The organism is Catellatospora sp. TT07R-123, from assembly GCF_018327705.1.
Taxonomy (GTDB): domain Bacteria; phylum Actinomycetota; class Actinomycetes; order Mycobacteriales; family Micromonosporaceae; genus Catellatospora.
This window is the reverse complement of sequence record NZ_BNEM01000001.1, coordinates 3,949,801-3,974,756: the sequence shown is the minus strand read 5'-3', so window position 1 is coordinate 3,974,756 and position 24,956 is coordinate 3,949,801. Positions and strand designations below refer to the sequence as shown.

Here is a 24,956-nt window from a genome sequence, read left to right as displayed (position 1 = left end):
CCGGGTCAGGCGGTGTACACCAGCCGACCCGCCACCCACGTGCGCAGCGCCCGCGTCGCGCCGATCTGCGCGGCCGGTCCCGCGAACGGGTCCCGGTCCAGCAGCGCCAGGTCCGCCAGCCGTCCCACCGCGATCACCCCGGTCTCGTCCAGGTGGTTCACGTACGCCGACCCCTCCGTGTACGCCCGCACCGCCGTCTCCAGCGAGATCGCCTGCTCCGGCCCCAGCGGCGGCCCGTCCACCCCGTACGGCACCCGGTTGACCGCCACGTGGATCGCCTTGAACGGGTCCGGGTCGGACACCGGCCAGTCGCTGCCCGCCGCCAGCCGCCCCCCGGCGCGGTGCACGCCGCCGAACGGGTACTGCCAGCTCGCGCGCGGCTGTCCCAGGAACGGGATGGTCAGCTCGTCCATCGCGGGTTCGTGCGCGGCCCACAGCGCCTGCATGGTCACGGTGAGCCCGACCCGGCCGAACCGGGGCACGTCGTCGGGGTGCACCACCTGCACGTGTGCCACGTGGTGGCGCAGCCGCGACCCGGCCACGCCCTCGACCGCGTCCAGGATCTCCCGGGCGGCCCGGTCCCCGATGGCGTGGAAGTGCACCTGGAAGCCGTCGCGGTCGAGCAGGGCGACGATCTCGCGCAGGTGGGCGGGGTCGACGCGGGAGATGCCGCGGCGGTCGGTGGCGCAGCCGCAGCCGTCCAGGTACGGCTCCAGCATGGCGGCGGTGAAGTTCTCCGCCACGCCGTCCTGCATGATCTTCACGGTCTCGGTGCGGAACCGCGCCCCGCCGCCGCGCGCCAGCTCGCGGCGGTTGCGCAGGTCGTCCCGCTGTTCCGGACCGCGCGACGGCTCCCACCACAGCGCGCCGCGCACCCGCGCGGTGAGCAGGCCCTCGCGGTCGGCGGCCAGGTACGCCTCGAAGCAGTCGGGCCAGCCGCCGTAGTCGCCGACGATCGCGTCCTGCCACGCGGTCACGCCCAGCGAGTGCAGCCGGGACTGGGCCAGCAGCAGCGCCCGCCGGATCTCGGCCGCGTCCGGGCGGGGCGCGACCGAACTGACCAGCTCCATCGCGCTCTCGTGCAGCACGCCGGTGGGCTCGCCGTCGGCGTCGCGCTCGATCCGGCCGCCCTCGGGGTCGGGGGTGTGCCGGTCGATCCCGGCCAGCGCCAGCGCCCGCGAGTTGCACCAGGCGCTGTGCGCGTCGCGTACGGCCAGGTAGACCGGCCGGTCCGCGACCACCCCGTCGAGGTCCTGCCGGCACGGCTGCGCCCCGCCGAAGGCGTCGTACGACCAGCCCGCCCCCATGATCCACAGATCGCCGGTCCGGGCCGCGTACGCCGCGACCGCCGCCAGGTACCCGGCCCGGTCGTGCAGCTCGGTCAGCTCGCAGCGCAGCAGGTTCAGCCCGGCGAACACCGGGTGCGCGTGCGCGTCCTGCAACCCGGGCAGCAGCAGCCCGCCGCCGAGGTCCACCACCTCGGTGCCGCGTTCGGCCAGCGCCCCGACCTGCTCGTCGGAGCCGATCGCGGCGATCCTGCCGTCCTTCACGGCGACCGCCGTCGCCCCGCCGCCGCCGTACACGATGCCGCCACGCAGTACCAGATCCACACTCCAGACCTTAAGGTCAGTTGGTGATTGTCTCGGTGGGCAACGACGTGGTCCTGGTGGAACGCTTCGCACAGGCGCTGCGGCGCACCCCGATGCTGACGGAGCGGCTGTTCACGGAGGCCGAGCGGACCACCCGGTCCGGCAACCCACGCTCGCCGGAGTCGCTGGCGGCCCGGTTCGCCGCCAAGGAGGCCGTGGCCAAGGCCCTGGGCGCCCCCGCGGGCATGCAGTGGCACGACTGCGAGGTGGTCGTCGACCCCGACGGGCGGCCCTGGCTGACCGTCACCGGCACCGTCGCCGCCGTCGCCGCCGAGCGCGGCGTCGAGCGCTGGCACCTGTCCCTGTCCCACGACGGCGGCATCGCCTCGGCGTTCGTCATCGCGGAGGCGGGACTGTGAGGCAGGCGTACCGGGTCGCCCAGGTCCGGGCGGCCGAGCAGGCCCTCATCCCGACGCTGCCGCCCGACACGCTGATGCTGCGGGCCGCCGCCGGGCTCGCGCGCCGCTGCCAGGTCACCCTGCGCGACCAGGGCGGGGTGTACGGCTCGCGCGTGCTGCTCCTGGTCGGCCCCGGCGACAACGGCGGCGACGCCCTGCACGCGGGCGCGATGCTGGCCCGCCTGGGCGTGTCCGTGAGCGCGCTGCCCGCCGACCCGGCCCGGGTGCACGCGGGCGGCCTGGCCGCGCTGCTCGCCGCGGGCGGGCGCACCGTCGCGGACTGGCCCGCGCGCACCGACCTGATCGTCGACGGGCTCGTCGGCATCGGCGCCACCGGTGCCCTGCGCGGCGCCGCGCTGACGCTGGTCGAGCGGCTGGCCGTGCTCGACCCCCGGCCGCCGGTCATCGCCGTCGACATCCCGTCCGGCGTCGACGTGGACACCGGCGACGTGCCCGGCACCGCCGTACGCGCCGACGTCACCGTCACGTTCGGCTGCCTCAAGCCCGCCCACGTGGTGGGCCCCGCCACCGGCCACGCCGGGCAGGTCGAGCTCGTCGACATCGGGCTGCGGCCGTGGCTGCACGGAGACCCCGCGCTGCGGGTGGCCGAGGCGGCCGACATCGCCGCCTGGTGGCCGCGGGCCCACGCCGGGTCCGACAAGTACACCCGCGGCGTCGTCGGGGTCGCGACCGGCTCGCCCGGCTATCCCGGCGCGGCCCTGCTCTCGGTCTCCGGCGCGCTGGCCGGGCCGACCGGGCTGGTCCGCTACGCCGGGGCCGCGCACGAGACCGTGGTGCCCGCGCACCCCAGCGTCATCGGCACGCCCCGCGTCGCCGACGCGGGGCGGGTGCAGGCCTGGGCCTGCGGCAGCGGCCTGGGCACCGACGACCGCGCCCAGGGCGAGCTGCGTACGGTGCTCGCCGCGCCCGTGTCCGCCGTGCTCGACGCCGACGCGATCACCATGCTGGTGGACGGGTCGATGTCCCGTGAGCTGCGCCGACGCGACGCGCCGACCGTGCTCACCCCGCACGACCGGGAGTACGCGCGCCTGGCCGGGGAGCAGGTGGGCCCCGACCGGGTCGCGGCGGCGCAGAAGCTGGCCGCGTGGACCCGGGCGGTGGTGCTGCTCAAGGGCGACCGCACCGTGGTCGCCGGGCCGTCCGGGGAGGCGTGGGTGAACCCGACCGGCAGCCCGGCCCTGGCCACCGGCGGCACCGGCGACGTGCTCGCGGGGCTGCTCGGATCGCTGCTGGCCGCCGGGGTGCCGCCGGTGCGGGCGGCGGTCGCGGCGTCGTACGTACACGGCCTGGCCGGCCGCGAGGCGGCCCGTTCCGGCCCCGTCACCTCCTCCGACGTGGCCGCCGCCCTCCGCCCCGTCCTCGCCGCCCTCCTCGCGTAACCTCCCGCCGCCGCCCGCGCCCCGCGTACGGAGTCAAGATCCGTGCAGTTTCGGGGAAAGTGCACGAATCCCAGCCAAGATTCCTGCACTTTCCCCGAAACTGCCGCAGGGTTATCCACAGGGGTGGATGCGGGGGGACGGGTCCCGGCAGGGTACGGGGGTGTCGCGTAATCCGAGGCGCCCGCAGGAACTGGTCGGGCACATCTTCTCCGCCGCCGAAGTGATCTCGTCCGGGATCCTGACCAAGGGCGAGCTGCGCAGCAAGGCGTGGCGGCCGCTGTTCCGCGGCGTCTACGCCGACGCGGCGACCACGTTCTCGCACGAGTCGCGGTGCAAGGCGGCGGCCCGGTGGCTGCTGCCGCCGCAGGCGGTGATCGCCGGACGCTCCGCCGTGGCGATCCACGGTGGACCGGCACCCGGCGAGGACGATCCGGTCGACGTGCTCATCCCGCCCGGCCACCGGTTCGGTCCGGTGCACGGCCTCCGAGTGCATACCGCGGAGCTAGCCGACGGCGAGGCGATCGAATCCCGCCGGCTCACGGTGACCTCACCCCTGCGCACCTGCTGGGACCTGGCCCAGTGGCACGACCTCGTCGAGGCCGTGGTCCAGGTCGACGCGCTGCTGGGCCTCGGCGCGGTCAAGGCGGACGCGCTCGCCGAACAGGCCGACCTCCGGATCGAGGTGCGCGGCGGCCGCCGCTTCGCCGCCGTGACCGGACTCGCCGACGGCGGGGCGGCCTCCCCGCCGGAGTCGCGCACCCGGGTCGGCCTGGTGCTGGCGGGCCTGCCCCGCCCGGTCACCCAGCACGTCATCGACGCCGCCGGCCGTTTCATCGCCCGCGTCGACCTGGCCTGGCCGAGGTACCGGGTCGCGGTCGAATACGACGGCGTATGGCACGCGCAGGCCGACCAGTTCCACCGCGACCGGCGCCGCCTCAACGACCTCGTCGGCCAGGACTGGATCGTCCTGCACCTCACCGCCCAGCGCCTGCGCACCGACTTCGGCGGCTTCGTCGCGGAGGTCGCCCACGCCCTCACCACCCGAGGCTGGCACCGATGACCCGCGCCGCCGCACCGTGGGTGGGCCCAGGACGCCGCGCTTTAGGTGAGTCAAGATTCGTGCACTTTCGGGGAAAGTGCACGAATTCCGGCCAAGATTCCAGCACTTTCCCCGAAAGTGAAGCGATCTTGCCGCACGTGCCCCGCGCCCGCGCGCCCTCGCGCCGTCCCGCTTGGACGGGGACGGGTCAGGTGGTCAGGGTGGTCAGGCGGGTGGGCCAGGTGCCGCCGTGGGGGATGAGGGCGACCTCGCGGGTGTCGTCGGGGTGCCGGGTGATGCGGACTTCCAGGTGCGAGTCGGCGAGCTGCTCGACCATGCCCTCGCCCCATTCCACCAGGGTCACCGAGTCGTCGACGGAGGCGTCGAGGTCGAGGTCGTCGACCTGGGCGCGGGGGTCGGTCATGGCGCCGAGCCGGTACGCGTCCACGTGCACCATCGGCAGGCTGCCCCCGGCGGCCAGGTCGGGCCGGTGCACCCGGGCGATCACGAAGGTCGGCGAGGTGACGGTGCCCTGCACGCGCAGGCCCTGGCCGACGCCCTGGGCCAGGGCGGTCTTGCCCGCGCCGAGCGGGCCGCTGAGCACGACCAGGTCGCCGGGTTGCAGCACCTCGGCCAGGCGCACGCCGAAGGCGCGGGTGTCGTTGGCGGTGGGAAGGATCATTTCTGCTCCAGCGCGTCCAGGAAGTCGATGAGCGCGGCGTTGACCTCGGGCGCGTGCTCCAGCATGGTCACGTGCCCGCTCTCGGGGATGATCACGAGCTTGGCGTGCGGCAGCAGGCGGCAGATCTCCTCCGAGTGCGCCTGCGGGGTGATCATGTCGCAGTCGCCGCAGACGACCAGCACCGGCACCCGGTTGAGGGCGCGCAGCGCGGGGTAGCGGGCGTGGCTGTTGATGGTGCGCAGGTAGCGGGCGACGGTCTCGGTGGTGGTGCGCGAGTTCATCTGCTCCACGTACGACACCAGGGCCGGGCTGGGCTTTTCGCCGCCGAAGCCGTAGCGGCGGGTGAGCAGCCAGGCGAGGTCGGTGCCGGCCTGCCGCGCCTTGTCGATCATCGGGCCGGTGATCCGGGCCGCCCCGGTGAGCAGCCCGAGCAGCGGGCCGCTGGTCCGGTTGATGATGGCGGGCAGGCCGTAGAAGCCGCCCTGGCCGTCGATCTGGCCGCCGGAGGTGGCGATCAGCACCGTGCCGACGACGCGGTCGACGAACATCTCGGGGTGCTGCTCGGCGAAGGCCATGATGGCCATGCCGCCCATGGAGTGGCCGATCAGGACGAGCGGGCCGGTGGGGACGGTCGCCTTGATCACGTCGTACAGCGCCTCGCCGAGGGCGGGCAGCTCGTACTCGCCGCCGTCGGACAGGGTGCCGGACAGGCCGTGGCCAGGCTGGTCGAAGAAGACCATCCGGTGCTCGCCGAGCCGGTCCAGGGCCTGCCGCTGGAAGTGGAAGGTGCCCTGGTCGAGGCAGAAGCCGTGCACGAACACCAGGGTCGGCGTGGTCGGCGTCGTGGGCGGCCCGAGTTCGACGGCGACGCCGTCGACCGGTTCGACGATCTCGACGTGCAGCTCGACGCCGTCGGCGGTGCTGACGGTCGTGGTCTCGTCGTACGGCAGCCGCCCGAAGGGCTCGTCGGCGTACGGGTCGGCGTCGGACTTGCGGGTCCGCCGCACCACCAGGCGCTCGACGGCGATGCCCGCCGCGACCCCGGCGGCGGCGACGCCGATGACGGCGCCGACGACCCCGGCGCGGCGGCGCCCGGAGGTCGGGGCCTTGTCGGTCTTGGCGGCGGGTTTGACGTCCGAGGGGGTCGACGTGCTCATGAGGAGGAACCACCTCGGTAGACCCGGGGCACCCGGACGCTGCCGAACCGGGTGACGATCTCGTAGTTGATGGTGCCGACGGCCTCGGCCCAGTCGTCGGCGGTCGGCTCGCCCCGGTCGCCCGGCCCGAACAGCACCACCTCGTCGCCGATGGCCACCTCGGTGTCGCCGACGTCGACCACGAACTGGTCCATGCAGACCCGGCCGGAGACGGTGAACCGGCCGCCGTTGAGCTGCACCGGGCCGGTGTTGGAGGCGTGCCGGGGCACCCCGTCGGCGTAGCCGAGCGGCACCAGCGCCACGGTGGTGTCGCGGCTGGTGGTGTACGTGTGCCCGTACGAGATGCCCTGCCCGGCGGCCAGGCGCTTGACCAGCAGCACCCGCGCGTGCGCGGTCATCGCCGGGCGCAGTGCGGCGCGGATGGCCGGGTCGTCGACGGGGGACAGTCCGTACACGGCGATGCCGGGGCGGACCAGGTCGAAGTGGGTGTCGGGGCGGGTCAGCACGGCCGCGGAGTTGGCGATGTGGCGCAGCTGCGGTTCGACGCCGAGCCGCTGCGCGGTGTCGAGCGCCTCGGTGAACGCGGCCAGCTGCGCGTCGGTGGTGGCGTGGCCGGGGGCGTCGGCGTAGACGAAGTGGCTCCAGATGCCGACGATCTCGACCAGCCCGTCGGCCTGGGCCTTCGCGGCGGCCTCGACCAGCTGCGGCCACTCCAGCGTGGTGGCGCCGCCCCGGGACAGCCCGGTATCGATCTTGAGGTGGACGCGGGCGGTGCGCCCGGACTCGCGGGCCGCGTCCAGGACCGCGGCGAGGTGCACCTGTCCGGCCACGCTCAGGTCCACGTCGCGCTCGATCGCGCGGGCCAGCGCCTGGCCGGGCAGCCACAGCCAGGACAGGACCGGGGCGGTGATCATCGCGTCGCGCAGCCCGAAGGCCTCCTCCAGCGTGCACACGCCGAGCCAGGAGGCGCCGCCGAGCAGCGCCGCGCGGGCGGCGGCGACCATGCCGTGCCCGTAGCCGTCGCCCTTGACCACGGCCATGACCTGGGCCGTCGTGCCCGCGCGCAGCGTCCGCACATTCGCGCTGATCGCGTCGAGGTCGACCAGGACCTGGGACTGAGCGTCGGCCTGCCACATGCGTACCAGCCTACCCAGCAGTACGCGGGCCACTTCGGCGGCACAGCGACCCGGCGCTCGATGGGACGCCGAGGGCGGGACAGTAGGGTGGAGGGGTGCTGGTGCTGGTGGTGGATACGGCGACCCCTGCGGTGACGGCCGCGCTGGTGGAGATCGGTGCGGACGAGGTCCGCCAGGTGGCCGCGCGGGCGGCGGTGGACGGGCGCGCCCATGGCGAGCTGCTCGCGCCGCAGATCGACGCGGTGCTCGCCGAGGCCGGGGCCAAGCCCCGGGACCTGGGCGCGGTGGTGGCCGGGGTCGGCCCCGGGCCCTTCACGGGGCTGCGGGTGGGGCTGATGACGGCCGCGGTGTTCCAGGCCGGGCTCGGGATTCCGGCGTACGGCGTGTGCACGCTCGACGCGTTCGGTGCCCGTACCACCGGAAAGGCCCTGGTCGCGACCGACGCCCGCCGCCGCGAGGTCTACTGGGCCGTCTACGCCGACGGCACCGCGCTGACCGGCCCGGCCGTCGACAAGCCCGCCGACATCGTCAACCGGCTGACGACCTACGGCGTGACCCACGCCGTAGGCGAGGGCGCGCAGCGCTACGCCGACGTGCTCGGGATCACACCCGGCGCCGTCCTGTACCCGGATCCGCTGGCCCTGGCGGAGCTGGCCGCCGAGCGGGTCCGTGCCAAGGCCCCGACCGAGCCGCTGACCCCGCTCTACCTGCGTCGGCCCGACGCGGTCGAGCCGGCGGCGCGCAAGGCCGCGCTGTCGCCCGCCGAGCAGTCGGAGGCCGGTGCCAAGCTCACCGCGGGCCGCCGATGAAGATCGACCGGCTGCGCTGGTGGCAGATCGAGGAGCTGCTGCCGATCGAGGGCGACCTGTTCGGCGCCGAGCAGTGGACCGCCGCCATGTTCTGGAACGAGCTGGCCAACGGCCACCACTACCTGATCGCCACCGACGACGACGGCGCCGTGCTGGGCTACGGCGGGCTCGCGGTCGGGCAGGGTGAGGGCTGGATCAACAACATCGCGGTGCGCCGCGACGCGCAGCGGCGCGGCATCGGCCGGGCTCTGATGGAGGCGCTGCTGGCCGAGGGCCGCCGCCACCACGTCAAGCAGGTGCTGCTGGAGGTGGCCGCCGACAACGCGGCGGCGCAGCGGCTGTACGCCACGCACGGCTTCGAGGTGATCGGGTTGCGCCGCGGCTACTACCAGCCCAGCAACACCGACGCCCTGGTGATGAGACGGGACGAAGACTGAGCATGACCATCAACGAACCGCTGGTGCTCGGGATCGAGAGCAGCTGCGACGAGACCGGCGTCGGCATCGTCCGCGGGCACACGCTGCTCGCCGACGCGCTCGCCTCCAGCGTGGACGAGCACGCCCGTTACGGCGGCGTGGTGCCCGAGGTGGCCAGCCGGGCGCACCTGGAGGCCCTGGTGCCGACGCTGCACCGGGCCCTGGACGAGGCCGGGGTGACCCTGGCCGACATCGACGCCATCGCGGTGACCGCTGGTCCCGGCCTGGCCGGGGCGCTGCTGGTCGGCGTCGCCGGGGCCAAGGGCCTGGCGCTGGCGGCCGACAAGCCGATCTACGGCGTGAACCACCTGGCCGCGCACGTCGCGGTGGACACCCTGGAGCACGGGCCGCTGCCCGAGCCCGCGATCGCGCTGCTGGTCTCCGGCGGCCACTCCTCGCTGTTGCGCGTCGACGACCTGGCCAAGGGCGTGACGCCGCTGGGCGCGACCATCGACGACGCGGCCGGGGAGGCGTTCGACAAGGTGGCCCGGCTGCTGGGCATGCCGTTCCCGGGCGGCCCGCCGATCGACCGCGCGGCGCGCGACGGCGACCCGCTGTCGATCAGCTTCCCGCGCGGCCTGACCGGCCCCCGCGACCTGGTCGAGCACCGGTTCGACTTCTCCTTCTCCGGCCTGAAGACCGCCGTGGCCCGCTGGGTCGAGGCGCGCGAGCGGTCCGGCGAGCCGGTGCCGGTCAACGACGTGGCCGCCGCGTTCCAGGACGCGGTCTGCGACGTGCTGACCATGAAGGCGATCGACGCCTGCCGGGCCGAGGGCATCGACACCCTGGTGCTGGGCGGCGGCGTGGCGGCCAACTCGCGGCTGAAGGTGATGGCGGCCGAGCGGGCCGCGAAGTACGGCATCACCGTGCGGGTGCCGCGGCCCAAGCTGTGCACCGACAACGGCGCCATGGTGGCCGCGCTCGGCTCGCATCTGGTCGCCGCCGGAGCCATACCGTCCAAGCTGGACTTCCCGGCCGACTCCGCGATGCCCCTGACCGTTGTGGGGGTGTAGCTTTGCCCGATGCCGGGGACGACGAAGTGATCGTGCGGATGTGGGAGGTGCGCGCCTACCCGCGCTCCTTCACCGACCTGCTGAACTGGGTGTGCGACGTGGCCGTGCCGCGGCTGGAGGTCGAGCCCCGGCACGTCGCCAGCGAGGTCTTCTCCTCCACCGACCTGCGCGTGGTGGTGATCTCCCGCTGGCGCGGCGAGCCGATGGACCTGCCCGCCCCGCCCGAGGGGCTGGCCGCGCGCTCGGCGCACGTCTGGGACTTCACCCCGGTGGACCGGTAACCGCAGCTCGTCGGCGTGGTGCCCGGGACCGGCTACATGATCAAGCGATCCTGGGCACGTGTCTACCACGGGCCGGGCCACGCGCCGCACCATTCTGCTGCTGGGATCGGCCGCCGCCGCGGCCCTGCTCGGCTCGCCCGCGATCGCGCGCGGTCCGGGCGGCAGCACGCTGGCACCGCGCACCGACCCGTTCACCCTCGGCGTGGCCTCGGGCGACCCGTCCCCGGATGGGTTCGTCATCTGGACCCGGCTGGCCTGCTCACCCCTGAACGAGGACGGCCGCGGCGGCATGGCCGACCAGCCGTACGAGGTGGAGTGGCAGGTCGCCGCCGACGACCGCTTCGCCGGCCTCGCCGCGTCGGGCACCGCCTGGGCCGAGCCGTCCTGGGCGCACAGCGTGCACGTGGAGCTGTCGGGGCTGGAACCGGGGCGGGAGTACTTCTACCGGTTCCGGCTCGGCGGCTGGTACTCGCCGACGGGCCGCACCCGCACCGCCCCGCGCCCGGCCGAGCAGCCCGCACTGCTCTCCTTCGCCTTCATGTCCTGCGCCGAGTACGAGCACGGCTGGTTCACCGGCTACCGCCGGGTCGCCGAGGCCGAGCCGGAGCTGATCCTGCACCTGGGCGACTACATCTACGAGTACGCCCCGCACTACTACAACGCCCCCAGCGGCAACGTCCGCGACCACACCTCGCCGCAGACCCGGACGCTGGCCGACTACCGGCGGCGGCACGCGCAGTACAAGCTGGACCCGGACCTCCAGGCGGCGCACGCGACGGCACCGTGGCTGGCGGTGCCCGACGACCACGAGGTCGCCAACAACTGGGCCGGGCTGACGCCGATGCAGCCCGATCCGGCGTTCCCGGCCCGGCGCGACGCGGCGCTGCGGGCGTACTACGAGAACATGCCGCTGCGGGCGGCGGCCGTGCCGGTGCCCGGGGTCCCGGCGAGCACGCTGCGGCTGTTCCGCCGGGTCGGCTGGGGGCGGCTGGCCACGTTCCACCTGCTCGACACGCGCCAGTTCCGCGACGACCAGGCCTGCGGCGACGGCTACCGGATCTGCCCGCAGGCCATGGACCCCGCGCGCACCATCCTCGGCGCCGACCAGGAGCGCTGGCTGCTCGGCGGGCTGGCGGCCAGCACCGCGGGCTGGGACATTCTGGGCCAGCAGGTCTTCTTCTCGCAGCGGGACAAGAACCCGGACGCGACCAGGAGCACCAGCATGGACGCCTGGGACGGGTACGCCGCCTGCCGCGGCCGGGTCGTCGACGCCTGGGCGCACGTGCGCAACGCCGTGGTGCTCACCGGGGACGTGCACTCGCACTGGGCCAGCGACGTCAAACGCGACTTCGACGACCCGCACGCCCCGGCCGTCGGCTCGGAACTGGTGGCCACGTCGCTGACGACCGGCGGGGACGGCGTGGACTCGGAGCCGTCGGCGCACCCGTTCTTCGCGAACAACCCGCACCTGCGCTTCCACAACAACCAGCGCGGCTTCGTACGCGCCACGCTCACCGCAGCCGAGCTGACCGCCGACTTCCTCACCCTGGACCGGGTGTCGCAGCCGGGTGCGCCGGCCCTGCTCAAGGCCCGTTTCGCCGTCGCCGACGGGGTGCCGGGGCCGCGGCAGCGCTACCTGCGCCCGATGCCCGCAGAGCCTGTGCCGCCACCGGCGTGACGCGTGCCAGCAGCGGATCTGCCGATGCGGAGGAGTCCCCTTCGGCCATCGACTCCGGTAGCCTGCGCGCGTGCTGGACTACCGGAACGCGCAGCGCGGCGTGGTGCTCTTCGACCTCTTCCAGACACTGGTGCCCGACCGCCCGCAGGCGGCGCGCGACGAGGTCAGCCGCCAGATGGGCCGCGCGCTCGGCGTCGACGCGGACGCGTTCGCGGTGCTGTTCCGCGGCACGATGCGGGAGCGGATGCGCGGCGAGCTCGGCAACCTCGACGAGACCATCCGTACGCTGGCGCACCGGCTGGGCGGCGAGCCGACCTCGGCGCAGGTGCGCTTCGCGGAGGTGACCCGGCTGCGGTTCACCCGCGAGGTGCTGTGGCCCAGCGCCGCGACGCTGTCGGTGCTGGACGCGCTGCGGGCCCGCGGGCACCGGCTGGGCCTGGTCAGCAACTGCTCGGCGGAGACGGTGACGCTGTGGCCGGGCCAGCCGATGGCGCCGCGCTTCACGGCGGCGGGCTTCTCGTGCGAGCTCGGCGTGACCAAGCCGGACCCGGTCATCTTCCTCAAGGTCTGCGGCGACCTGGGCGTCGCCCCGCAGGACTGCCTGTACGTCGGCGACGGCGACAGCGGCGAGCTGGCGGCGGCGGTGGCGCTGGGCATGCGCGCGGTGCGCACCACCGAGTTCGCCGACACCGACCCGACCTGGACCGGGGCGACCGTCGGCAGCCTCGCCGAGCTGCCGGGCTGGCGCTTCGAATGACCACGCCGTCCGGGTGACAATTGCGTTGATCATCCACAAAAGGCGGTAAATAATCGGTGGCGCGGCGCGGGGTCCGGCGAGTAAGTTCATCGCCGCTATGCGTTCCTTACCTTTCGCCGATCCCGGCACACCGGACAGCAGGTCAGCCGCCCACTATCTGTGGTGGCTGGCCAAGCAGCAGTGGCGCACCATCGCCTTCGGCATGATGTTCGGCATCGTCTGGATGGTCACCGGCGCGCTGATCCCGATGGTCATCGGCAAGGCCATCGACGCCGGAGTCACCAGCCGCGACACCACCGCCCTGGCCCGCTGGGCCGGGGCTTTCCTGCTGCTGGGGCTCGTGCAGGCGGCGGCGGGCATCATGCGCCACCGCAACGCGGTCTTCAACTGGATGGCGTCGAGCTTCCGCACCGTCCAGATCACCGTCGCGCACGCCAACAAGCTGGGCGCCACGCTGCCCAAGCGGCTGGCCACCGGCGAGGTCGTGGCCATCGGCGCCGCCGACACCAGCCACATCGGCCACGCGCTGGACATCACCGCGCGCGGCTCGGCGGCGGTGATCACCCTGATCGTGGTGACCACGATCCTGCTGACCTCCTCGGTCAAGCTCGGCCTGGTGGTGCTGATCGGCGTGCCGGTGCAGATGGCCGTGGTCAGCCTGCTCATCAAGCCGCTGCACCGGCGCCAGCAGGCATACCGCGACCAGCAGGGCGCGCTGACCGGGCGGGCCACCGACATCGTGGCCGGGCTGCGGGTGCTGCGCGGCATCGGCGGCGAGCAGGTCTTCTCGGCCCGCTACCGGGAGCAGTCGCAACTGCTGCGGGCCGCGGGCGTACGCGCCGGGCGGGTCGACTCGCTGCTGGAGGCGATCCAGGTGCTGATGCCGGGACTGTTCCTGGCCCTGGTCACCTGGCTGGGCGCCCGCTACGCCGCCGCCGGGGAGATCACCGCGGGGGAGCTCGCGAGCTTCTACGGGTACGCCGCGTTCCTGGTCGTGCCGATGCGCACCCTGGCCGAGATGCTGGACAAGATGACCCGCGGCCACGTCTCGGCGGGCCGGGTGCTCAAGGTGCTGCGCCTGGAGCCGGAGATCGCCGACCCGGCGCAGCCGGTCGCGCTGCCCGAGGCCGGGGTGCTGGCCGACGTCCGTTCCGGCCTGTCGCTGCGCCCCGGCGCGCTGACGATGCTGGCCGCAGACCGCCCCGAGGACGCCATCGAGATCGCCGACCGGCTCGGCCGGTACGCCGAGGGCGAGGTGACGCTGGGCGGCGTGCCGCTGTCGGCGGCCACCCGCACCGACGTGCGTGCCCGTGTCATGGTCGCCGACAACAACGCGCGCCTGTTCAGCGGTCCGCTGCGCGACGAGCTCGACCACGGCTGCGAGCCCGGCCAGGCCGACGACGCCCGGATCACCGCCGCGCTGCACGCGGCCAGCGCCGAGGACATCGTCGAGGCGCTGCCCGACGGGCTGGACTCGTTCGTCGCCGAGCGCGGCCGCGAGTTCTCCGGCGGCCAGCAGCAGCGGCTGCGGCTGGCCCGCGCGCTGCTGTCCGACCCGCCGATCCTGATCATGGTGGAGCCGACGAGCGCCGTCGACGCGCACACCGAGGCCCGGATCGCGCAGCGCCTCGGCGCCGCCCGCGCCGGGCGCACCACCCTGATCGCCAGCACCAGCCCGCTGCTGCTGGACCGGGCCGACCACGTCGTCTTCGTCGAGGACGGCAAGGTCACGGCCGAGGGCACCCACCGCGAACTGCTGTCGAGCGAGCCCCGCTACCGGGCCGTGGTCACGAGGAGTGTGGACTGATGGCACGCGTCGTGCTGCCCGTGGCGGACACCGCGGCGGTCCGCCGGTATGCCCGCAGGCTGATGTCGCGCCACCCGGGCCAGCTGTCGGCCGTCATCGGCCTGCACGGCCTGGCCGCCCTGGCGGGCCTGGTCACGCCGTACCTGCTGGGGCGGCTGGTGGACGGGATCCAGAAGGGCACCGGCGTCGGCTCGATCGACCGGATCGCGATCGGGCTGGTCACCTTCGTCGTCGTGCAGGCGGTGCTGGTGCGCTTCGCCGCGTTCTCCTCGGCCAACCTGGGCGAGCGGGTGCTCGCCGAGCTGCGCGAGGAGTTCGTCGACCGGGTGCTGGCCATCCCGCTGTCCACCGTGGAGCGGGCGGGCACCGGCGACCTGGTCACCCGGACCAGCCGCGACGTGGCGCAGCTGTCGCACAGCGTCCGCCGCGGCGTGCCGGAGACCCTGATCGCGCTGGTCACCCTGGTGCTCACCGCGGGCGCGCTGGTCTGGCTGTCGCCGGTGCTGGCGATCGGCTGCCTGGTCGGCGTCCCGTTCATCGTCGCGGCGTCCCGCTGGTACTTCCGTCGCGCCACCAAGGCGTACCTGCGCGAGAACGCCGCCTCCGCCGAGGTCATCGACGGGCTGACCGAGACCCTCGACGGCGCCCGCACCACCGAGGCGCTGGGCACGGTCGCGCGCCGTCGCCGCCGCACCGACCGCGACCTGCACGAGCAGTTCAAGGCCGAGACCGCCACGCTGAACCTGCGCACCGTCTTCTGGCCCGTCGTCGACCTGGGCTTCACCACCCCGGTCGTCGCCACGCTGTTCTTCGGCGGCTGGTGCTACACCCAGGGCTGGGTCGAGCTGGGCCAGGTCGTCACTGCGGTGTTCCTGGTGCAGCAGCTCATCGAGCCGGTCGACCGGCTGCTCGGCTGGGCCGACGAGCTCCAGGTCGGCGCGGCGTCGCTGGCCCGGCTGCTGGGCGTGGCCGAGATCGGCGACGACCGGGCCGTCACCGGGGCGGTGCCGGACTCCGAGCGGCTCACCGCGACCGACGTGCGGTACGCGTACACCGAGGGCCGCGACGTGCTGCACGGGGTCGACCTGACCCTGGCGCCGGGGGAGCGGCTGGCGGTCGTCGGGCCGTCCGGGGCGGGCAAGTCGACGCTGGGCCGGCTGCTGGCGGGCATCGACGCCCCGCGCACCGGCACCATCGCCGTCGGCGGGGCGCCGCTGGTGGAGCTGCCGCTGGAGCAGCTGCGCGGGCACGTCGCCCTGGTCACCCAGGAACACCACGTCTTCACCGGTACGCTGCGCGACAACCTCGCCCTGGCCCGGCCGGAGGCGTCCGACGGCGACATCCGCGCCGCCCTGGTCGCGGTGGACGCGCTGGGCTGGGTCGACGAGCTGCCCGCCGGGCTGGACACCGAGGTCGGCAGCGGCCGGCACGAGGTGTCCCCGGCGCAGGCGCAGCAGCTCGCGCTGGCCCGGCTGGTGCTGGCCGATCCGCACACGCTGGTGCTCGACGAGGCCACGTCGCTGATCGACCCGCGCGCCGCCCGGCACCTGGAGCGCTCGCTGGCGGCGGTGCTGGACGGGCGTACGGTCGTCGCGATCGCGCACCGGCTGTTCTCCGCCCACGACGCCGACCGCGTCGCGGTGGTCGAGGACGGCCGCATCGCCGAACTGGGCTCCCACGACGAACTGGTCGCGGCGGACGGCTCCTACGCCGCCCTCTGGCGCTCCTGGCAGTCGTAACCCGTCCCGCCCGCCCCACCCCGACCCCGCCCGGCCTCCGGGCGGCGGCCCCATGATCACTCGACTTGCCGGGCAATCGGGCCTTTGAACAGGCCACTTTCCCACGATTGCCCGGCAAGTCGAGCTGGGTTGAGGGGTGTGTGCGGCGCCGGCCGGTGCGGCGGGGCGGTCAGCCGAGCGGGTCGGCCAGGAGGTTCTCGAAGGCGAGTTCCGCCGCGCCGATCAGGGCCGCGTCGCGGCCCAGCTTGGGCGTACGCAGCCGGACGTGCTCGCGCGTGGCGGGCAGGCTGATGCTGTTCAGGCGGCTGCGCACCTGGGCCGCGGCGGCCAGGTACACGTCCCGCAGCGTGCCGCCGAAGATCACCAGCTCCGGGTTGAAGATGTTGACCAGGTTGGCCACGCCGAAGCCCAGCCAGTCGCCGACCTGCCGCACCGCGGCCTGCGCGGTCGCGTCGCCGCGGGCGGCCGCGTCGACCACGGCCAGGATCGCCTCGGCGCCCTGGATCCGGCCCTCCCCGTCCCGCCCGGCGGCACGCAGCAGGGCGTACTCGCCGATCTCGGTCTCCCAGCAGCCGCGTGAGCCGCAGCCGCAGGCGCGGCCGTGCGGGTTGACGACCATATGGCCGACCTCGCCGCCGTAGCCGCCGTGGCCGGTGACCCGGCGGCCGCCGGCGATGATCCCGGCGCCCACGCCGACGTCGCCGTACACGTAGATGATGTTGTCGCAGCCGACGGCGACGCCGCGGGTGTGCTCGGCCAGCGCGCACAGGTCCGCCACGTTGCCCACGGTGACCTGCGGCAGCAGGTCGGGCACCCGGTCCTGGAGCGCGTGCCCCAGCGGTTCGTCCAGCCAGCCCAGGTGCGGGCCGAGCCGGACCAGGCCGTCGTCGCGGCGGACCAGCCCGCAGACGGCGATGCCCGCGCCGATGCACCGGGCTTCGGCGTCGACGGTCCCGGCCATCTCGGCGATGAAGTCCGCGATCGGACGCACCGCCTCGATCGCCTCGCCGCGTGGACGCGCCGCCTCGCGCTGGTCGAGGACGACGCCGCCCAGGCCGACGCGGGCGACCCGGATCCGGTCCACCTCCACGCTCGCGGCGTAGACGTAGACCAGTTCCGAGGAGGGGCGCACCACCAGCGAAGGCCGGCCGGCGCGCCCCGTCTCCCGTGGCGCCTCCTCGCTGACCAGGCCGACGCCGGCCAGGTCAGCGGTGAGGGCGCCGATGGTGGAGCGGTTGAGACCGAGTTCAGAGGTGAGCTCGGCGCGGGAGATCTGACCACGTACGTGCACGAAACGGAGCAACGCGCCCAGGTTCTGCCGCCGGATCTCCTCCTGGCTCGGTCCCGCTCGCATGCTTCTCCCGTTGGCCATGCAAAGGTCAGCGGCTGGCCGCCGCGCGGCGGCGGGTGAGGGCGTCGACACTCGCGGCGAGCAGCAGCACCCCGCCGGTGATTATGTACTTGACGCCGGCCGGCCAGTCGACCAGACCCATGCCATTGATGATCACCTGGATGACCAGGCCGCCGAGCACGGCGTCGATCACGCGACCCTTGCCGCCGAAAAGGCTGGTCCCGCCGATGACGGCCGCGCCGACCGCGTACAGCAGCACGTTGGAGCCGCCGGTGTTCGGGTCGACCGAGGCCGCCTCGCTGGCCGCGACGATGCCGCCGACGGCCGCCATGGCCGAGCAGATGACGAACGCGGAGATGCGGATGAAGTCCACGTTGATACCAGCGCGCCGGGCCGCCTCACGGTTGCCGCCCACGGCGTAGATGTGCCGGCCGAACTTGGTACGGCGCAGCACGAAGGTCCAGATCACCAGGATGGAGGCGATCACCGGCACCACGTTGGGCACGCCCCGCACTTCGCCGAACACCGGCGCGCGGTTGACGTTCAGGGTGTCGACCGCGTAGATCGTCAGTGCGGCCAGACCGCCGACGCGCAGCGCCATGATCTGCCAGGGCGCCGTGGCCAGCCCGCGCTTGCGGCGGTTGACCAGCGAGTACAGCTGCACCCCGGCGTAACCGAGGATGACGATCGCGGCGAAGCCCCAGCCCAGGAGCGGGCTCATGTTCGACTTCTGGATGCCCAGGATCACCGTGTCGCGGATCGAGATGTTGGTGCCCTGCTTGAGCAGGGTCAGCACCACGCCCTGGAACACCAGGAAGCCGGCCAGCGTCACGACGAACGACGGAATGCCGATCTTGGCGACCAGGAAGCCGATGATCGCGCCGATCACGATGCCGGTGGCGATCGCCATCAGGATCGCGACGTACCAGGGCATGCCCCACTCGGCCAGCGACTTGGCCAGGATCGCGGCGCAGACGCCGGAGGCGAAGCCCGCGCTCAGGTCGATCTCGCCCAGCAGCAGCACGAAGACCAGGCCCATGGCGATCATCATGAGCGGCGCGGCCTGGGTCAGCAGGTTGGCGAAGTTGATCGGGGTGAAGAAGCGCGGCCGGGCGATCGAGAAGACCACGCAGAGGACGAGCAGGCCGCCGACTGCGGGCAGCGAGCCCAGGTCACCGCCGCGCAGGCGACGGCCGTAGTCCTTGGTGTACGACCACACGCCAGCCTTCTCGTCGGTGGCCGGCACCCGCTCGGCCGGGGCCTTGCTGGTGGCAGTAACGGCGCTCATGCCGCCGCCCCTTCCTCGACGAGGCCGAGCGAGCCGCTGCGGCCGGAGGTGATCAGCTCGACCACCTGCGCGTGGGTCACGTCCGTCGTCTTGACCTGCGCCGCCATCTGCCCCAGGTAGAGCGCGGCGATGCGGTCGGAGACGGCGAAGACGTCGTTCATGTTGTGCGAGATGAGGACGACGGCGAGGCCGTTGTCGGCCAGCCGCCGGACCAGCTCCAGCACCTGGGCGGTCTGGGCGACGCCGAGCGCGGCGGTGGGCTCGTCGAGGATCACCAGCTTGCTGTTCCAGAGCACGGCCTTGGCGATGGCCACGGTCTGCCGCTGCCCGCCGGACAGGCTCGACACCAGCTGCCGCACCGACTTGACGGTCCGCACGGACAGCCCGGCCAGCGTCTGCGCGGCCAACTGCTCCATGCTGGGCTCGTCCAGGATGATGCCGCTGCGGCGCTCGCGCCCCAGGAACATGTTCTGCACGATGTCGAGGTTGTCGCAGAGCGCCAGGTCCTGATAGACGATCTCGACGCCCAGGTGGGCGGCGTCGCGGGGGCTGTGCACGTGGACCGGCTTGGCGTCCATCAGGTACTCGCCCGAGTCGGTCGAGTAGATGCCGCCGATGCACTTCACCAGCGTCGACTTGCCGGCGCCGTTGTCGCCGACGAGTGCGGTTACCTCGCCTGGGTGGACCGAGAAATCGACGTTCCGGAGCACCTGCACCGGGCCGAAGCTCTTGTTGATTCCACGCAGTTCGAGTAGAGGGGTTCCCATACGGGCGCTCCGTTCGAGGGGGTCACTGCGATTCGCTTACAGGCTGCTTCTCCGACAGGGACGTGGTCCCCGGACACCGTGGAGGTGGCGTCCGGGGACCACGTCGGCAGCCGGGAGGTCAGCTGATGCCGGCCTCGGTGCACTTGGCCGCGAAGTCGGCGGTGCACAGCTCTGCCTTGGTCACGTAGCCGTCGGTGACGACGTCCTTGACGTTGTTGAAGAAGATCGCCTGCGGAACCAGCAGCACCGACGGGACGTCACGGCCGGACTCGGTGTCCTTGGTGGTCTGGTCGGTGCTCTTGGTCTCGCCCTTGGCCAGCGAGATCGCCAGCGCGGCGGCCGCGTCGGCCTCCTGCTTGACGGCCTTGTACACGGTCATGCACTGGTCGCCCGCGAGGATGTTCTGCAGGCCCTGCACGGTGGCGTCCTGGCCGGTGACCGGGACCTTGCCGTTGACCTTGTTCTTCTTCAGCACGGTGATGGCCGCGTTGCCGAGGCCGTCGTTGGCGGCGAGCACGCCGTTGATCTTGCCACTGGCCTGCGTGAACATCTGCTCGAAGATCACGCCAGCCTGCGCGTTGTCCCAGTCCGGCACGGGCTGGTCGGCGACGAGGCTGTACTCCTTGGCGTCGTACTTCGGCTGAAGCACGCCGACGGCGCCGGCCTTGAACAGCGTGGCGTTGTTGTCGGTCGGCGAGCCGTTCAGCTGCGCGATCGCCGGGTTCTTGGCGCCGCTGTCGGTCAGGCACTTGACCAGGCCGTCGCCCTGCAGCTTGCCGACAGCCTTGTTGTCGAAGCTGACGTAGTACGACGCGGAGCCGCCCAGGGTCAGGCGGTCGTAGTCGATCGTCGGGATGTTCTGCGCCTTGGCCTTGTCCAGGACGGCCTTACCGGTGCCGGAGTCCAGGTTGACGATCATCAGCACGGTCGCGCCGTTGGTGATCATCTGGTCGGCGATGGTCTGGAACTGGGTCTTGTCGCCCTGTGCGTTCTGGATGTCGGCCTGAACGCCGGCAGCCTTGAAGGCCGCCTCGAGGTACTTGCGGTCCGCGGTCTCCCAGCGGGCCGAGGACTTGCTGTCGGGCAGGATGACGCCGATCTTCGGCGTCTTGGGGGCGCCGGTGTCGGCACCCTTGTCCTCGGCACAGGCGGCGAGGCCGGTCACAGCCAGGAGGCCGGACGTGGCCAGAGCCAGGATCCCTTTGCGCATCGTTGCTCAAATCCTCTCGGATTCAGGGGTTGTTACACGGGGTGGTTGCGGAGCGGTGCGGCGTCCCGGATCCGGGGTCCGGGGGAGCCGCGGTGGCGAATCCGGGGTGCGGTTCGCCAGGTATCGGCAGTGCGTGAGGCCGGTCACACGGTTTTTGTTGTGTGCGACAACGTATGGCGAACAAATGTGTTCGCGCAAGCCTCGGGTTTGTTGTTGGCAATAACAATTCAGCAACGTGCGCGTAACCGGACCGTCGTCCGGGGTTGCGAAAGGCTTCCAGGCAGGACAAATCACCCAGCGTCAGGACAAGATCGTCCAGATGCCGGGACGGCGGAGGGAACGGGGGCGGATCAGGTCAGGAACGGGCGATGGGGGCGAGGACCGCAGCGGTCAGCCGGATCAGGTCGGTGGGGGCCAGCCGGAGCTGAAGACCCCTCTTACCTGCGGAAACATACATCGTCTCGCCGGCCAGCGCCGACTCGTCGATCACGGTCGGCAGGCGCTTGCGCTGCCCGAGCGGGCTGATGCCGCCGCGGACGTACCCGGTGGTCTTCTCGGCCAGATCGCGGTCGGCCATCGCAGCCCGCTTGCCGCCGGCCGCCGAGGCGAGCGCCTTCAGATCGATCTCGCCGGTCACCGGCACCACGGCCACCGTCAGCGCGCCGTCGACCTCGGTGACCAGGGTCTTGAACACCCGCGCCGGATCGGCGCCGAGCGCCTCGGCGACCAGCGCGCCGTAATTGGGGGAGTCGGCCGACACGTCGTACGTGTGCAGCGTGTGCGCCACCTTCTGCTTGGCGAGCAGCGCTGTCGCCGGAGTCCCCTGACCACCCACGATCGCCGATGCTACGCCGCCCCTACCCCGCCCCACCGCCCACCAGCCACCGCCCCGCGGCCCGGTTCCCTTCACCCGGCCGTGCGGTCCAGCGGATGATCGCTGTTTCCGGCCCAACCCTCGCCATGAACCGCCGGTCCTGACCGCAGACGGCGATCGTCCACCAGCGATCGCCACTCCCGGCCCGATCCTTGCCGTGAACCGCCGGTTCTGACCGCAGACGGCGATCGTCCACCAGCGATCGCCACTCCCGGCCCGATCCTTGCCGTGAACCGCCGGTTCTGACCGCAGACGGCGATCATCCACCGGCCATCGCCGCTTGCGGTCAAAGCCACCGCGCCCGTCGCCTTCTGCCGCGCCTGTCACTCCGCCTGCCGTTCCCTACGGTGCGCCGTGCGCCGCGCGCGGTGCACGGCGCGCGGTCTGCGGTGCGCGGTGCGCGGTCTGCGGTGCGGGGTCTGGTGGGTGATCGCGGTTTCCGGTCGAAACCCTGCCGTGAACCGCTGGTCTTGACCGCAGATCGCGATCATCCACCGGCGATCGCGGCCTCCGGTCGGAACCGGCTGCCATTCGCCGCCGTCGCCGGCCAGGGGACCGGTGATCACGGTCGCAGGGTGGAGACACGCCGTCGAACACGTCCATAAGTTCATGATCAACCGGGTGGTGCCGGGGCGGTACCGGCTGGTGCCGGGTGGCATCCGGTGGCACCCGGCGGTGCCGGGCGGCGGTGACGGGCGGTGCGGGGCGGCGGTGCCGGGCGGGCGGCGGCGTGCGGCGGCGTGCGGGGCGGTGGGGTGGGGTGGGTGGGGTTAGGGGGTGGGGTGGGTGAGGAGGGCTAGGGGGCCGGTGGGGGTGCGGGTGAGGAGGAGGGAGGCGGGGTTGGGGCCGGACAGGCGCAGGTCACGGCGGAGTTGTTCGACGTCGAGGGCGGAGCCGCGCTTGAGGATCTCCAGGCGCCCGACCTGGCGGTCGCGCAGGGCGGCGCGCAGGCGCTTGAGGGAGAACGGCATGGCCTCGTCGATGGCGAAGCAGCGCCCGAAGGGGGAGGTCACGGGCGTGTCGGTGTAGACGTACGCGATGGACGGGTCGGCCAGGCGGCCGTCGTGGGCGGCGGCGAACTCGGCGACCAGGTGGGCGCGGACCACGGCGCCGTCGGGGTCGGTGACGTACGCGCCGACGGCCCCCACCGGCGCGAGCTCGTCCCCGCTGCCGGTCAGCTCGTGGGCGGTGCCGTCGCGCAGCACGGTGGCCCGGCGCGGCACCCGGGCCAGCGGCCCGCACCAGGCGGCGGCCTCGACCACGTCGCCGTCGACGGAGACCAGTTCCAGCTCGGCACCGGGCGGCAGCAGCCCCTGGTCGATGCCGGGGGCGAGCTTGAGCACGGTGTACGGCACCCGCTGCGGCAGCGCGGCCACCCAGTCCCACGGCGGTGAGTAGTCCTCGGGCCGGAACACGCGCCGCCCGCCGCTGCGCCGGGCCGGGTCGCAGAACGCCGCGTCCACGGTGCCCAGGTCGAAGTCGCGGGCGTCACCGCAGGTCACGGTCGCGTCGGGAGCGTTGAGGGCGGCGCAGGCGGCGGTGACCGGGTCGGCGTCGACGCCGTACGCCCGGATGCCCGCGGCCGTCACCGCCCGCAGGTCGGCGCCGAGCCCGCAGCCGAGGTCCGCCAGGGCCCGCACCCCGGCCGCGGCCAGCCGCGCGGCCCGCCGCGCCGCGACGACCTCGCGGGTGGCCTGCTCCAGCCCGGCCCGGGTGAGGAAGACCCGGGCGGCGTCGGCGCCGAACTTGGACGCGGCCCGGCGCCGCAGCGCGACCTGGGTCAGCGCCGCGTTGGCCAGTTCGGGGGCGAAGCCGAGCGAGCGCAGTGCCATGGCCGCGGCCAGCGAGTCGGTGTCGGCCGACTGGGCGGCGGCGGCCAGGGCCGCTTCACCCTCGGCGGTACGCAGCAGCGCCAGCTGGTCGAGATCCACGCCTCATTCTGGCAGCGCGACAGTGACCACCTGGAACGGTGCCCCCGCCCCGGGCTTGTGCATCTGCGAGTTGACCAGCAGCAGCCGGTCGTGTGCGTACGCCAGCGTGGTCGGGGCGTCGAAGCAGTCCTCGCGCCAGCGCCGCACCTCCACTCCCGACCGCCCGTCCGCGGCGATGCACACCTCGGACAGGTAGAACACCACGTCGGCGTGGCTGGTGCCCTCGTTGACCAGGCCGTACAGGGCGTCGCCGAGCAGCAGCATGCCGTCGGGCCCGAACGGCGCGCCCACCTCGACCCGGGTCGCCTCGGCGGTGGCCAGGTCGACCCGCCACAGGCTGTCGTCGCCCTGCGCGGCGACCAGCAGCGCGCTCCCGTCGGGCGTGGCGGTGATCCCGTTGAGGAACGGCAGCGTGCCCGCGCCCTCGACCGTGGCGAACACCTCCAGCTCGCCGGTGGTCGCGTCGCTGTCGCCCAGCGGCAGCCGCCACACGACGGGTGTGCGCGAGTCGGTGACGTACGCGGTGTCGCCGACGATCCATACGTCGTTGAGCAGGGCGTCCGGGGCGGTGCGCCGGGCGACCAGCGCGGCGGTCCGCAGGTCGTAGACGTACAGGTGGCCGGTGTCGCCGCCGCAGGCGACCAGGCGGGTGCCGGCGTGCACGGTCAGGCCGAGCACGCAGGTGCGCCCGTCGGATCCGGCGGGCAGCCAGACCTCGGTCTCGGGGTGGTCCAGGCTGCCGCGGTAGACGGTGCCGTCGCGGCTGCTGCCGACATGGAAGGTGCCGCCGGGCGCGGTGGTGATCCCCTCGGGGAACACGGCGTCACCGGGAAGGGTGTAAACGGCGTGCATGGCCGCACCCTACGCGGGCGGCGCACGTGCGGAGATCCCGATATCCCCGGTGTTCACGTAGGGGACGGGGTAAGTTGGCCGACGTGGCGACTAGCACTCTCCTTGACTGAGTGCTAGCGGCGACATAGTGTTCGAGTTAGCACCCTGGCTGCCAGAGTGCTAATGCATGACCGCCCGGTCGGTGGCGACACCCGCGACGACGCCACCTGGCGGGCGGTGATCTGACCAGCAGACAGACACCTGGGTCTCGTGCCGCGAGACCCGGGCTATACCCCAGGAGGGTATGCTCGTGACTACCGCGACGAAGGTTGCGATCAAGCCGCTCGAGGACCGGATCCTGGTCCAGGCGAACGAGGCTGAGACCACCACCGCGTCGGGCCTCGTGATCCCCGACACGGCCAAGGAGAAGCCGCAGGAGGGCACCGTCCTCGCTGTCGGCCCCGGCCGCGTCGACGACAAGGGCAACCGCATCCCGGTCGACGTCAAGGTGGGTGACAAGGTCATCTACTCGAAGTACGGCGGCACCGAGGTCAAGTACGCCGGCGAGGAGTACCTGCTGCTCTCCGCCCGCGACGTCCTCGCGGTCGTCGAGAAGTGATCTCAGCGATGCCCCGGCGCACCATGTGGTGGGCCGGGGCATCGTCACGTTAAGGAGACGATTA

23 protein-coding genes are annotated in these 24,956 nt (G+C 73.1%); 12 read left to right on the top strand and 11 right to left on the bottom strand.

The annotated features are described in order from the left end of the window. Nucleotides 1-5: 5 nt before the first annotated feature. Nucleotides 6-1,610 (bottom strand): amidohydrolase, encoded by a 1,605-nt coding sequence (locus Cs7R123_RS16990; protein ID WP_212827659.1) that lies wholly within the window; start codon nt 1,608-1,610, stop codon nt 6-8. 23 nt (nt 1,611-1,633) lie between these two features. Here Cs7R123_RS16990 and Cs7R123_RS16985 point away from each other — a divergent pair, with 23 nt between their 5' ends. The 3 genes from Cs7R123_RS16985 (at nt 1,634) to Cs7R123_RS16975 (ending at nt 4,507) form a co-directional block, all read left to right on the top strand. Further along, complete coding sequence (locus Cs7R123_RS16985) at nt 1,634-2,008, top strand: holo-ACP synthase (RefSeq protein ID WP_212827658.1); 375 nt, start codon at nt 1,634-1,636, stop codon at nt 2,006-2,008. Beyond that, a complete protein-coding gene (locus Cs7R123_RS16980; RefSeq protein ID WP_212827657.1) occupies nt 2,005-3,447 on the top strand; it encodes an NAD(P)H-hydrate dehydratase in 1,443 nt (480 codons plus the stop codon). Before Cs7R123_RS16985 ends, Cs7R123_RS16980 begins: the two co-directional genes overlap by 4 nt. A 160-nt stretch (nt 3,448-3,607) precedes the next feature. Further along, nucleotides 3,608-4,507 (top strand): endonuclease domain-containing protein, encoded by a 900-nt coding sequence (locus Cs7R123_RS16975; RefSeq protein WP_212827656.1) that lies wholly within the window; start codon nt 3,608-3,610, stop codon nt 4,505-4,507. A 187-nt stretch (nt 4,508-4,694) separates the two neighbouring features. Here the strand turns inward: Cs7R123_RS16975 and tsaE are convergent, their stop codons facing one another. From tsaE to alr, 3 genes are read right to left on the bottom strand one after another with little or no spacing between them, the layout of a single operon-like run. Further along, a complete protein-coding gene (tsaE, locus tag Cs7R123_RS16970; protein WP_212827654.1) occupies nt 4,695-5,168 on the bottom strand; it encodes a tRNA (adenosine(37)-N6)-threonylcarbamoyltransferase complex ATPase subunit type 1 TsaE in 474 nt (157 codons plus the stop codon). Further along, nucleotides 5,165-6,325, bottom strand: coding sequence for an alpha/beta fold hydrolase (locus Cs7R123_RS16965; protein ID WP_212827653.1), 1,161 nt, complete (start codon nt 6,323-6,325; stop codon nt 5,165-5,167). The genes tsaE and Cs7R123_RS16965 overlap by 4 nt, the downstream gene beginning before the upstream one ends. Further along, on the bottom strand, nt 6,322-7,461 hold the full coding sequence (gene alr / locus Cs7R123_RS16960; RefSeq protein ID WP_212827651.1) for an alanine racemase: 1,140 nt from the start codon (nt 7,459-7,461) through the stop codon (nt 6,322-6,324). Before alr ends, Cs7R123_RS16965 begins: the two co-directional genes overlap by 4 nt. A 95-nt stretch (nt 7,462-7,556) precedes the next feature. Here alr and tsaB point away from each other — a divergent pair, with 95 nt between their 5' ends. The 8 genes from tsaB (at nt 7,557) to Cs7R123_RS16920 (ending at nt 16,021) form a co-directional block, all read left to right on the top strand. Continuing rightward, nucleotides 7,557-8,270 carry a tRNA (adenosine(37)-N6)-threonylcarbamoyltransferase complex dimerization subunit type 1 TsaB gene (gene tsaB / locus Cs7R123_RS16955; RefSeq protein WP_212827649.1) on the top strand — a complete coding sequence of 238 codons (714 nt, stop codon included), beginning with the start codon at nt 7,557-7,559 and terminating at the stop codon, nt 8,268-8,270. Beyond that, nucleotides 8,267-8,707 carry a ribosomal protein S18-alanine N-acetyltransferase gene (gene rimI, locus Cs7R123_RS16950; RefSeq protein WP_212827648.1) on the top strand — a complete coding sequence of 147 codons (441 nt, stop codon included), beginning with the start codon at nt 8,267-8,269 and terminating at the stop codon, nt 8,705-8,707. The genes tsaB and rimI overlap by 4 nt, the downstream gene beginning before the upstream one ends. Nucleotides 8,708-8,709: 2 nt before the next feature. Then, a complete protein-coding gene (gene tsaD, locus Cs7R123_RS16945) occupies nt 8,710-9,759 on the top strand; it encodes a tRNA (adenosine(37)-N6)-threonylcarbamoyltransferase complex transferase subunit TsaD (protein WP_212827647.1) in 1,050 nt (349 codons plus the stop codon). 26 nt (nt 9,760-9,785) lie between these two features. Further along, nucleotides 9,786-10,040, top strand: coding sequence for a hypothetical protein (locus Cs7R123_RS16940; RefSeq protein WP_212829222.1), 255 nt, complete (start codon nt 9,786-9,788; stop codon nt 10,038-10,040). 58 nt (nt 10,041-10,098) lie between these two features. After that, nucleotides 10,099-11,718, top strand: coding sequence for an alkaline phosphatase (locus Cs7R123_RS16935; protein WP_212827646.1), 1,620 nt, complete (start codon nt 10,099-10,101; stop codon nt 11,716-11,718). A 70-nt stretch (nt 11,719-11,788) separates the two neighbouring features. Then, nucleotides 11,789-12,475: an HAD family hydrolase gene (locus tag Cs7R123_RS16930; RefSeq protein ID WP_212827645.1), complete on the top strand. Its 687-nt coding sequence runs from the start codon at nt 11,789-11,791 to the stop codon at nt 12,473-12,475. Between the two features lie 97 nt (nt 12,476-12,572). Then, a complete protein-coding gene (locus Cs7R123_RS16925) occupies nt 12,573-14,282 on the top strand; it encodes an ABC transporter ATP-binding protein (protein ID WP_212827644.1) in 1,710 nt (569 codons plus the stop codon). Continuing rightward, nucleotides 14,282-16,021 carry an ABC transporter ATP-binding protein gene (locus Cs7R123_RS16920; RefSeq protein ID WP_212827643.1) on the top strand — a complete coding sequence of 580 codons (1,740 nt, stop codon included), beginning with the start codon at nt 14,282-14,284 and terminating at the stop codon, nt 16,019-16,021. Before Cs7R123_RS16925 ends, Cs7R123_RS16920 begins: the two co-directional genes overlap by 1 nt. Before the next feature lie 169 nt (nt 16,022-16,190). Here the strand turns inward: Cs7R123_RS16920 and Cs7R123_RS16915 are convergent, their stop codons facing one another. The 7 genes from Cs7R123_RS16915 to Cs7R123_RS16885 all read right to left on the bottom strand — a co-directional run bounded on the left by Cs7R123_RS16915 (nt 16,191) and on the right by Cs7R123_RS16885 (nt 24,294). Further along, nucleotides 16,191-17,375 carry an ROK family protein gene (locus Cs7R123_RS16915; RefSeq protein WP_212827642.1) on the bottom strand — a complete coding sequence of 395 codons (1,185 nt, stop codon included), beginning with the start codon at nt 17,373-17,375 and terminating at the stop codon, nt 16,191-16,193. A gap of 25 nt (nt 17,376-17,400) precedes the next feature. Continuing rightward, nucleotides 17,401-18,660 carry a sugar ABC transporter permease gene (locus Cs7R123_RS16910; RefSeq protein WP_212827640.1) on the bottom strand — a complete coding sequence of 420 codons (1,260 nt, stop codon included), beginning with the start codon at nt 18,658-18,660 and terminating at the stop codon, nt 17,401-17,403. Then, nucleotides 18,657-19,427 carry an ATP-binding cassette domain-containing protein gene (locus Cs7R123_RS16905; protein WP_212827638.1) on the bottom strand — a complete coding sequence of 257 codons (771 nt, stop codon included), beginning with the start codon at nt 19,425-19,427 and terminating at the stop codon, nt 18,657-18,659. The genes Cs7R123_RS16910 and Cs7R123_RS16905 overlap by 4 nt, the downstream gene beginning before the upstream one ends. Nucleotides 19,428-19,545: 118 nt before the next feature. Continuing rightward, entirely contained in the window at nt 19,546-20,637 is a 1,092-nt protein-coding gene (locus Cs7R123_RS16900) for a sugar ABC transporter substrate-binding protein (RefSeq protein WP_212827636.1), read from the bottom strand. 355 nt (nt 20,638-20,992) lie between these two features. Further along, nucleotides 20,993-21,472, bottom strand: a complete 480-nt coding sequence (ybaK, locus tag Cs7R123_RS16895) for a Cys-tRNA(Pro) deacylase (RefSeq protein ID WP_212827634.1) — start codon at nt 21,470-21,472, stop codon at nt 20,993-20,995. An 809-nt stretch (nt 21,473-22,281) separates the two neighbouring features. Next, the gene (locus tag Cs7R123_RS16890) at nt 22,282-23,442 is read right to left on the bottom strand and encodes a class I SAM-dependent methyltransferase (protein WP_212827632.1); all 1,161 of its coding nucleotides are present in this window, start codon (nt 23,440-23,442) and stop codon (nt 22,282-22,284) included. A gap of 3 nt (nt 23,443-23,445) precedes the next feature. Further along, on the bottom strand, nt 23,446-24,294 hold the full coding sequence (locus Cs7R123_RS16885; protein ID WP_212827631.1) for an SMP-30/gluconolactonase/LRE family protein: 849 nt from the start codon (nt 24,292-24,294) through the stop codon (nt 23,446-23,448). 283 nt (nt 24,295-24,577) lie between these two features. Here Cs7R123_RS16885 and groES point away from each other — a divergent pair, with 283 nt between their 5' ends. Continuing rightward, the gene (gene groES / locus Cs7R123_RS16880) at nt 24,578-24,892 is read left to right on the top strand and encodes a co-chaperone GroES (protein ID WP_203692166.1); all 315 of its coding nucleotides are present in this window, start codon (nt 24,578-24,580) and stop codon (nt 24,890-24,892) included. Nucleotides 24,893-24,956 lie beyond the last annotated feature (64 nt).